12 protein-coding genes are annotated in these 10,000 nt (G+C 31.8%); 3 read left to right on the forward strand and 9 right to left on the reverse strand.

Features of this window, described 5'->3' with window-relative positions; genetic code table 11:
- The 4 genes from yajC to LDL23_RS04885 form a co-directional block, all read right to left on the reverse strand.
- Positions 1-201, reverse strand: a 201-nt coding sequence (gene yajC / locus LDL23_RS04870) for a preprotein translocase subunit YajC (protein WP_291264702.1), incomplete at its 3' end; no start/stop codon positions are given.
- Between the two features lie 21 nt (positions 202-222).
- Entirely contained in the window at positions 223-681 is a 459-nt protein-coding gene (locus tag LDL23_RS04875; RefSeq protein WP_291264703.1) for a DUF1573 domain-containing protein, read from the reverse strand.
- A 12-nt stretch (positions 682-693) separates the two neighbouring features.
- The gene (nusB, locus tag LDL23_RS04880; RefSeq protein WP_291264704.1) at positions 694-1,635 is read right to left on the reverse strand and encodes a transcription antitermination factor NusB; all 942 of its coding nucleotides are present in this window, start codon (positions 1,633-1,635) and stop codon (positions 694-696) included.
- An 83-nt stretch (positions 1,636-1,718) separates the two neighbouring features.
- The gene (locus tag LDL23_RS04885) at positions 1,719-2,822 is read right to left on the reverse strand and encodes a Glu/Leu/Phe/Val dehydrogenase dimerization domain-containing protein (RefSeq protein ID WP_291264705.1); all 1,104 of its coding nucleotides are present in this window, start codon (positions 2,820-2,822) and stop codon (positions 1,719-1,721) included.
- Positions 2,823-3,015: 193 nt separating this feature from the next.
- Between LDL23_RS04885 and LDL23_RS04890 the strand changes: the two genes are divergently transcribed.
- Complete coding sequence (locus tag LDL23_RS04890; RefSeq protein WP_291264706.1) at positions 3,016-4,782, forward strand: ABC transporter ATP-binding protein; 1,767 nt, start codon at positions 3,016-3,018, stop codon at positions 4,780-4,782.
- A gap of 69 nt (positions 4,783-4,851) precedes the next feature.
- Positions 4,852-5,226, forward strand: coding sequence for a PUR family DNA/RNA-binding protein (locus tag LDL23_RS04895; protein ID WP_026726432.1), 375 nt, complete (start codon positions 4,852-4,854; stop codon positions 5,224-5,226).
- A 54-nt stretch (positions 5,227-5,280) separates the two neighbouring features.
- Here LDL23_RS04895 and LDL23_RS04900 read toward each other — a convergent pair whose 3' ends face one another.
- The 4 genes from LDL23_RS04900 to trxA form a co-directional block, all read right to left on the reverse strand.
- The gene (locus LDL23_RS04900) at positions 5,281-5,613 is read right to left on the reverse strand and encodes a tRNA-binding protein (RefSeq protein ID WP_291264707.1); all 333 of its coding nucleotides are present in this window, start codon (positions 5,611-5,613) and stop codon (positions 5,281-5,283) included.
- Between the two features lie 67 nt (positions 5,614-5,680).
- Positions 5,681-5,893, reverse strand: coding sequence for a DUF2892 domain-containing protein (locus LDL23_RS04905; RefSeq protein WP_194096339.1), 213 nt, complete (start codon positions 5,891-5,893; stop codon positions 5,681-5,683).
- 17 nt (positions 5,894-5,910) lie between these two features.
- Complete coding sequence (locus LDL23_RS04910; protein ID WP_291264708.1) at positions 5,911-6,300, reverse strand: rhodanese-like domain-containing protein; 390 nt, start codon at positions 6,298-6,300, stop codon at positions 5,911-5,913.
- Positions 6,301-6,345: 45 nt separating this feature from the next.
- Complete coding sequence (gene trxA / locus LDL23_RS04915; RefSeq protein WP_026726428.1) at positions 6,346-6,648, reverse strand: thioredoxin; 303 nt, start codon at positions 6,646-6,648, stop codon at positions 6,346-6,348.
- A 144-nt stretch (positions 6,649-6,792) separates the two neighbouring features.
- Here trxA and hemN point away from each other — a divergent pair, with 144 nt between their 5' ends.
- Positions 6,793-8,157: an oxygen-independent coproporphyrinogen III oxidase gene (gene hemN, locus LDL23_RS04920; protein WP_291264709.1), complete on the forward strand. Its 1,365-nt coding sequence runs from the start codon at positions 6,793-6,795 to the stop codon at positions 8,155-8,157.
- Positions 8,158-8,168: 11 nt separating this feature from the next.
- On the opposite strand, the gene LDL23_RS04925 is transcribed toward hemN, so the two are convergent.
- The coding region (locus LDL23_RS04925) for a hypothetical protein (protein ID WP_291264710.1) at positions 8,169-10,000 on the reverse strand (1,832 nt) is incomplete at its 5' end.

Consider the following 10,000-nt stretch of genomic DNA (forward strand, 5'->3'; position numbering starts at 1 on the left):
CATTGTTTCTACAACGATTGTATCTTCATTCATTTCTGCAATTTTACCGTGTATTCCAGCTTTAGTGATAATTTTATCACCTACTTTTAATCCACTTTCAAATGCTTTTTCTTTTTTGGCTCTTTGTTGTTGAGGTCTTATTAATAAGAAATAAAACACAGCAATCATTAATACAATTTGTATTGCTAAACTTGGATTCATACGTTGTTTATTATTTAGCTACTACTTAGCAGCTGGTGTTACATTTGCTTTAATTTTAAACGTTTCGCGACCATTTTCTGTATTAGTCGTTAACGTTACCGTTTTTTCTTGTTGACCTGGTTTGTTTCTTGAGTTAAAAGAAACTTTAATAGGAGCTGATTCTCCTGGTTTAATAGGATCTTTAGGCGGCTCAGGAACGGTGCATCCACAACTTCCTTTAGCATCAGAAATAATCAAATCAGAATCTCCTACGTTTTTTACAACAAATTCTGTTTCAACTTTATCTCCTTCGTTAATAGTCCCAAAATCGTGAATTTCTTTGTCTAATTCAATTTTTGGTAATTTACCAACTAATGCTTTTTCAGCTTCTATGGTTTGCATATCAGCATCTGTAATTTTATCTGCTGCACTTTCTTGTTTACATGCAGTAGCTAACACAACTAAGGAAAGGGCAAATAACCCAACTGACTTTCTTATCATATTTTTAAAATTTTATAATAAACCTCTACCTGATTTTTTTAATTTTCCGTCTTGAGTAAATTCTTTTACCAAGTTATCTAAAATTCCGTTGATAAAAATACTACTTTTTGGTGTAGAATACTCCTTTGCAATCTCTAAATATTCGTTAATTGTTACTTTCGTTGGAATAGATGGAAATTTTAACAACTCACAAATTGCCATTTTTAAAATAATCGTATCAATTTCAGCAATACGTTCTACATCCCAATTTGGCGTTTTATCAATATATTCTTTAGATAATTCAACTTCGTTTAAAACTGTTTTTCTAAATAAGTTTTTTACAAATTCTTTATCATCTTCATCTTTGTAGACTTTTGGAATTACTAAAGTATCTTGTTCTCCTTTTAATTGTTTTATTTGCTTCACAATTAAAGTATTAATTGCTGGTAAATCGTCCAACCAAGTCAATTTATGATCTTCTAAATAATCATATAAACGGTCGCTTGGAGCAATTACTTCGGTATATAAATCAACAATAAAGTTTTTATCCTCTTCAAAACTACCAACAGGTTTTTGCATGTAATTTTGGTACAATTCACTTTCTTTAATCGTATCAATCAAACCTAAAATAATATCATCATTCAATTTCCAATTATTGATATTATTATCATCTAAAGCAGTTTCCAATGCTTCCGATTCGGTTAATAAAACCAAAACTTTGTTATTAATAAATTTTAAATTAGGATTGATTTCTTCTTTAGTAGCTAAATGTTTTTTAGAAGCCAAATCGATGTATTCCTCTTCTTTCTTTTTGATTTCGATAAGTGCTGAAAGCAATAAAAGATACAAGTTTTGGGTGTTTTCGATACTTTGAAAAAGGAATTTTTCTTCTTTATCCAAATGATCAGATTGGTGTTGGTGCATCGCATAAATACTTTGCATCACTTTTACTCGGATATGTCTTCTGTTTAACATACTAATTAAGAACTTTATAAAATTAAGAGAGCGAAAAAGTTTCCTCTTTCGCTCTGCAAAAATACAATTTTATTTAAAACGAATTACTTCTTTAATTCATTTTTTGCATCATCAATACGTTTTTGCGCCATTGAAAAAGCTGCTTGATGCGTAGTAATGTTGTTATCATCTGCAAATTTGAAAATCTCTAATGCTGTGTTGTAGATGTTTTCTGTTTTTTCCATAACCTGAGCATTCGTCCATTTTACTAATTCAGAATACACATTAATTACACCACCAGCATTGATTAAGAAATCAGGTGCGTATAAAATACCTTTTTCTTTTAAGATTTTTCCGTGAACTGCTTCGTTTGCTAATTGGTTATTAGCAGCTCCAGCAATGATAGAAGCTTTGATATTGTTAATAGTAGCATCGTTAATAGTAGCTCCTAAAGCACAAGGTGCGTAAATATCCACATCAGCACTGTATAAATCAGCACCTGTAAAAATCTTAGCTCCGTACTTCGCTCCTACTTGGTGTACTCTATCTTCGTTGATATCTGTAATTGTAACGATAGCGCCACTTTCTGTTAAGTGTTGAACTAAAACTTCACCTACGTGACCAATTCCTTGTACAAAAACACTTTTACCTTCTAAATTATCAGAACCGAATTTGTATTTAGCAGCCGCTTTCATTCCCATGAAAACTCCGTAAGCTGTAACAGGAGAAGGATTTCCAGAACCACCTCTTTCAACTGAAATACCAGCAACGTGTTTTGTTACTTCGTTAACTGTATCCATGTCTTTAGTTTCCATTCCTACATCTTCTGCAGTGATATATTTTCCAGATAATGAATCTACAAATTGTCCAAAACGACGCATTAATTCAGGCGTTTTTTGAGTTTTAGCGTCACCAATGATAACCGCTTTTCCACCACCTAAATTTAATCCCGAAATTGAGTTTTTGAAAGTCATTCCACGAGACAAACGTAAAACGTCATTTAACGCTTCCCATTCGTTTGTATAATTCCACATTCTAGTTCCTCCTAATGCAGGTCCTAAAACTGTGTTATGAATTCCAATAATTGCTTTTAATCCTGTATCTTTGTCGTGACAAAATACAACTTGCTCATGGCCGTCAAAAGATACCTGACCAAAAACTGGATCTACTTTATGAAGCTCATTTGCTTTTAATAATTCTGCTGTCATGTGATTTGAGTTGGGTTGAAAATTATTCAATATTTAATTACAATATTACGAATAATTTTAAAATGATTCAAGAAATTATATTTATTTTAATAATTTAGCAATGAAAAGCTAAAAAAACCGATAATCGTTCATTATCAATTGGTTATCTTTTTAATGAATTTGATACAGAAATTGTATCACACTAAAGAATACTATGAAAGAATTACAATATTTAAACAAATACTTTGTTAAATACAAATATCGTTTCCTACTAGGAATAGTCATTACAATTGTAGCACAAATCTTCTCTTTATTTACTCCTGAGTTGATTGGAAACTCCATTAAAGTAATTGAAGACTATGTAAAAAGTCCTGATGGTGACCTACTTAGCTTCCAAAAAACATTGTTTCACAACATTTTACTGATTTTAGGAACTACAATTGTTGCTGGATTTTTCACGTTCTTAATGCGTCAAACTCTAATTGTTATGTCGCGCCACGTAGAATTTGATTTGAAGAACGAAATTTTCAATCATTATCAAACGTTAACACAAAGTTTCTACAAACGCAATCGCACCGGAGATTTAATGAATCGTATTAGCGAAGACGTTGGAAAAGTGAGAATGTATGTTGGTCCAGCCGTAATGTATTCATTAAATACCTTAATGCGTTTTACAATTGTGGTGATTTATATGTATAACATTTCGCCAAAACTAACTTTATATTCTTTATTACCCTTACCGCTTTTATCGTACAGTATTTTTAAAATTAGTTCGATGATTCATAAAAGAAGTGGTGAATTTCAAAAGAATCTATCAACGCTTTCTTCGTTTACACAAGAAATTTTCTCCGGAATTCGAGTAATTAAAGCCTATGCCATTGAAGGTAAAAAACAAAATGAATTTACTGATTTAAGCAATGAGAGCAGAGCAAAAGCAATGGATTTAGCAAGAGTAAATTCGCTTTTTGGTCCGTTGATGATTTTGCTTATTGGATTGAGTAACTTGGTCGTAGTTTATGTTGGTGGTTCTATGTACATCAATAACGATCCTGAAATTGCAAGTATTGGAGTTATTGCCCAATTCATTTTATACATCAATATGTTGACTTGGCCAGTAGCATCTTTAGGTTGGGTTTCTTCATTGGTTCAAGAAGCAGAAGCTTCGCAAAAACGTATTAATGAATTCCTAAAAGAGGAACCTGAAATTAAAAATACGATTAGCAGTCATACTTCAATTGAAGGCGCAATTAAATTTGATAAGGTTTCTTTTGAATACGAAGACACTAAAATTAAAGCTTTAGACGAAATTTCGTTTGAAGTTAAAAAAGGAAAAACGTTAGCGATTCTAGGAAAAACAGGTTCTGGAAAATCGACTCTTTTAACTTTAATAAGTCGTTTGTATGATACGACTTCAGGAACAGTTTCTATTGACAACAAAGACATTAAAGACTTAAATTTATTTGATTTACGGAATCAAATAAGTGTGGTGCCACAAGATGCTTTCTTGTTTTCGGATAGTATCAAAAACAACATCAAATTTGGGAACAAAAATGCTACTGATGAAGAAGTTATGGAAGCCGCTAAAAAGGCCGTTGTTCATGACAATATTATGAATTTCAATCAGCAATATGAAACGGTTTTGGGTGAACGAGGTATTACATTATCTGGTGGACAAAAGCAACGTGTTTCTATTGCAAGAGCTTTAATTAAAAATGCTCCCGTACTTCTTTTAGACGATTGCTTAAGCGCCGTAGATACCGAAACCGAAGAAACCATTTTAAACAATTTATTAGACTATTGCAAAGACAAAACAACTATAATTGTGAGTCACCGAGTTTCTTCAGCCAAAAATGCAGATTGGATTATCATTTTAGACGAAGGAAAAATCAAAGAGCAAGGTACTCATTCTCAACTATTAGACCTTAATGGTTATTACAAAGAGTTATACTTAAAACAACTTTCGGAAAAAGAAATTGACTAAAATTTTGTTTTATCCGATTTTTTTTAGATTTTTGAGACGCTATAACACTAATTAATTGACAGTAGGATTATGAGAGAAAATGACATGTTAGAAAAAGAAGATATTTTTTCTAAAGTATTGCGTGCAGGAAGAAGAACGTATTTCTTTGATGTAAGAGCTACAAAAGCAGATGATTACTACATTACCATTACTGAAAGTAAAAAGTTTACAGAAGAAGATGGTTCATTTCACTTTAAAAAACACAAAATTTATTTGTACAAAGAAGATTTCGCTGCTTTCAGAGAAATTTTAGATGAAATGACTGATTTTGTTCTAGACCAAAAAGGAGAAGAGGTAATCTCAGAAAGACATCAAAAAGATTTCAAAAGAGAAATTTACGCTGAAGGAAACGACGAAGTAAAATCAGCGGAAAGTTTTACTAATATTGATTTTGACGATATTTAATCATAAGATTACAAAATACAAATCCCAAACTCTTAATTGAATTTGGGATTTTTTTTATCCAATACGCAACCCATTTTCAACCAGAATATCTGAAGTCAGCAAAACAATATCGTTCTCCTCGCCTACTGAGCCCAATACCAAACATTCGCTCATAAAATCTGCAATTTGTTTTTTAGGAAAATTGACAACCGCAATAATTTGTTTCCCGATTAAATCTTCTTTAGTGTAACGTTTGGTTATTTGAGCCGAAGATTTTTTAATTCCTAATTCAACACCAAAATCAATAGTTAATTGATAGGCAGGTTTCTTTGCTTTTGGAAAATCTTGTACATCCAAGATAGTTCCAACGCGCATTTCAACTTTTTCAAAATCGTTCCAAGTTATCATAGGGTATAAAATAAAAAAGTACAATTTACCGAAGTAAATCATACTTATACTATAATTTGATAAATTTTTATTTTTTCGGTTTTACTTTACAAGTATTAATTCCTAACAAAGTGTAAAGTGGACAAAATTGTACAGAAGCTGTAACAACCATCACGGCACCTACACCTAATGCTACCCATTTCATAGTTCCTTCTAACATTCCTGAAAGTCCTAAAATTAGCGCAATAACACCAATCATGACGCGTAAAAAACGGTCACCTGTACCTACATTTTTTTTCATAATTTAAAGTATTAAGTTTATTTAACTGTTGGTTTATTCTCGTTTGTCCAATTGGTGATTCCTCCTTCTAAATCAGAAATATTTTTGAATCCCAATTCTTTTAATCTCGTTGCCGCTTTAGAACTTCTACCTCCAAGTTTACAATAGACCATTACTGGTTTTTCTTTATCTAAACTAGCTACTTTAGCATCAAAATCATCAGCCGTAACATCAATATTTATTGCATTTTCTAAATGACCTTCATTAAATTCTTCTAGCGTACGAACATCTACCAATTGAACATCAGGCTGTGCCATTTTTTTCTCATATTTGGCTACATCTAATACTTGAACACCATCTGCTTGATTCTTCAAACAAGAAGTCAATCCAAAAAATAGAATGACCAAACTCAATACTTTTAATTTCATTATTTTTATGTTTTAGTTTGTTTTCGTTTATAAATATACAAAAAATCAATTTAAATGATTACTAATAATAGCTGATAAATCTCTAGCACTCAAAACTCCTGATTGGCGCCATAACATTTTTCCTGTTTTAAATAACATTAAGGTTGGTACGCCTCTAACCATAAAATGACTCGCCAAATCTTGGTGTTGGTCGACATTTACTTTTATAATTTTAACAGCATCTTTTAAATTCAATTTTACTTCTTGCAATATGGGCGACATCATTTTACAAGGGCCACACCAATCGGCGTAGAAATCCACTAAAACCAAATCGTTACCATTAATAATATCATTAAATTTTGCATTCATAATTTTCCTTATTATTCTTTACCAAAGATACGATTTGAAATTGCTTTCTTCTGTAATATTTGTTACACAAAGTTCACATGATAAATATCATTTTTTTTTGTTTTAAAGCGCTATAAGTTTGTATTGTGCTAAAAATCTATTGCTATGTCAGTCTCAATTGTCCAAAAATATAATGTTCCAGGACCTCGCTATACAAGTTATCCAACTGTTCCTTACTGGGAAGAGGAAAAATTCCATTTAGAAGATTGGAAGAGAACTTTGTTACAATCTTTTAAAGAATCCAATGCTAATGAAGGTATAAGTTTATATATTCATTTACCATTTTGCGAAAGTTTGTGTACGTTTTGTGGTTGTAACAAAAGAATTACCAAACGCCATGAAGTAGAAGATCCCTACATAACAGCGGTGATTAAAGAATGGAAACTATATTGCGATTTATTCCCAAGAAAACCTATTATTAAAGAAATTCACTTAGGCGGCGGAACACCAACGTTCTTTTCTCCAGAAAATTTAGAATGTTTGATAAATGGCATATTTCAATACGCTACAAAAGCTGAAGAACACGAATTTAGCTTTGAAGGACATCCAAACAATACTACAAAACAACATTTACAAACACTATACGATTTAGGTTTTAGACGCGTAAGTTTTGGAGTGCAAGATTATTCACCAAAAGTGCAAGAAGCCATTCATAGAATTCAACCTTTTCATAATGTGGCTAAAGTTACATTTTGGGCAAAAGAAATTGGATATACATCTATTGGTCACGATTTAATTTTCGGATTACCATTTCAAACATTAGCCGACGTTAAAGATACAATTGATAAAACCAAATCGTTACAACCCGATAGATTAGCTTTTTACAGCTACGCGCACGTGCCATGGATTAAAGGCAACGGTCAACGTGGATTTAAAGACAAAGATTTACCAAAAGACGACGAGAAACGAATGTTGTATGAAGAAGGTAAAAAACAACTAGCTCAAAACGGCTATCACGAAATTGGAATGGACCATTTTGCATTAGAAAACGACAGTATGTTTACTTCATTTAAAGAAGGAAAACTACATCGTAATTTCATGGGCTATACCGCTTCAAAAACGCAATTGATGATTGGTTTAGGCGTTTCATCTATTAGCGATAGCTGGTACAGTTTTGCACAAAATGAGAAAACAATCGAAGATTATTACACGCATTTAGCCGATAATCAATTACCTATTTTTAGAGGTCACGTTTTAACGCCAGAAGATTTAATTATCAGAAGACATATTTTGAATTTGATGTGTCAATTTACCACTTCTTGGAAAGACAAAGCTTTAGATTTCCCTGAATTACCTTCGGTATTAGCTAGCTTAGAAGAAATGCAAGAGGATGGATTTTTAACTATCAAAGACGATACCATAACCGTAACCGAAAAAGGAAAACCATTCGTTAGAAATATCTGTATGGCATTCGATTTAAGATTAATCCGAAAAGCACCAGAAACCAAGCTATTTTCAATGACGATTTAAGTTCAACAAAACTATTCGTATAGAATATATCCAGGTTTCGACAATTGGAAATCATACAATGATAAATTCGTGTTTTCAAACGAATTAAACTTATTTATTCCATCACCTTCAAAAGGAATGGTTGGATAATACGAGAAGGATATTTGAAAACTATTAAATACCAAAAAGTCATTATTGATTAAAGCACCAATACTAAATTTGGAATATACTTTACTCGAAAACAAAGCTTTTTCGTTTGCCAAAGAACCAAGCGTCATGTTGAAATACGGACTAAATCGGAAACCATACCAACTTCCGGGAATATAAGATTGTGTTTGAAAAGAAACAGTCCATTTTTGTGTGCCGTTTAAACGATTATTAAATCCAGGCAAACCATCTGCTTCAAGTAAATTCAGACGATCCTTAAACGATTCATCTCGATTGTTTCCCCAAACATAAGTAGGTTTCACAAATTGCCTAAAATGCCATTTTCCCCAAGAAAGTAAAGGACTAAAATAATTGAAGCCCATCTTAAAAGTAGTTTGTTCAGTTAATCCAGCATCGTAAAAACTGCCCCATTCTGCAAAACCACTGGCATATCCAAAAGAACATTTTTTTCCATAGGAAAGACTCAAACCCGTATACATTCGAGAATTACTGTTTTTTTCTTGATGTCCAATGATTAATGCAATATTTTCTCCATACGGAATATCCTCCGTAATATTATAATTGAAAACAAAGGTATCTTGATAGAATTTTTGTCTAGAAACCCCAATCATTCCAATCCAATTCTTTTCATTTGAAAAATAATTCGAAGGATCTAAAGAGGCTTCTGGCATTCTTCCAAAAACTTTTTGATTATAAGTTAAAGCCAAAATTAAATTCGTAAAATAGCGTTCCGGATTTGATTTTGAATTGATTTTAAACGCTCTACCATACCAATATTCTTGAAGATCATAAGATACTTTTTGTAATGAAATCGTATCTAAAACCGGAAATTGCTCCGTTCGTAATCTATTTTCAAAATAAAAACCTCCTGCATTTTTAGTGATTACAGAATAAAATGGTCGATTGATGTTTACACTTCGCTTACTATCATTATTGAATTCATTCGCATAATCCAAATCAAAACGGAAATAGGTATTCTTAATATTATTGATAGAATATTGCGCATAAACCGCACGCTCTTTGGTATCAAAACGATTTCTAATATTTCCGCTTATCAAATGCCCAAAACCTAAAATATTGCGTTCGGTTAACTTGACACTACTCTCAGAAGAAGACAAACTTCCTGTAGGAATTAAAGTCCACGAATCCAAAACCCTAATTTTAATATCAATCGAATCTTTGTTTTTAGGAATATCAACGGGAACAATTGTAACTTCACGAATATAACGTTGGCTTCTTATTAAACGTTCTGATTCTAACAATAACTTAGCATCTAATTTATCATTCTTCTTAAAAAGCATGATATTTCGAATTGTTATTTCCTTAGTTTTAATATGTACCGAATTACCAAAATTTTCTAATTTACGTTTTGGCACTTTCTTTTCATTCGTAACGGAATAACCAAATGGATCAAGTGTTTCAATGGTTATATTTCGAATAATTTTTCCTTCTTGATATTTTTTCACCACTTTCACCTCTTTTTTAGGCTTAGAAGGAATCAAATTCTCTGCTTTAAGAGCCGATTCTCTAAAAATAAGTTTATACACAAATCTTGAAAACTTGCTTTTCTTAGACAAATCATTAATATCCTGATAAATCGAGATACTATCCCTTTCTTTATCAACAGTTTGCGCCTTCCCTTTCCAGGAAATCATACAAATACATAAAAAAAGAGAAAGTTTCAATTTCATAGCTG

It is taken from the genome of Flavobacterium sp. (genome assembly GCF_020217025.1).
Taxonomy (GTDB): domain Bacteria; phylum Bacteroidota; class Bacteroidia; order Flavobacteriales; family Flavobacteriaceae; genus Flavobacterium.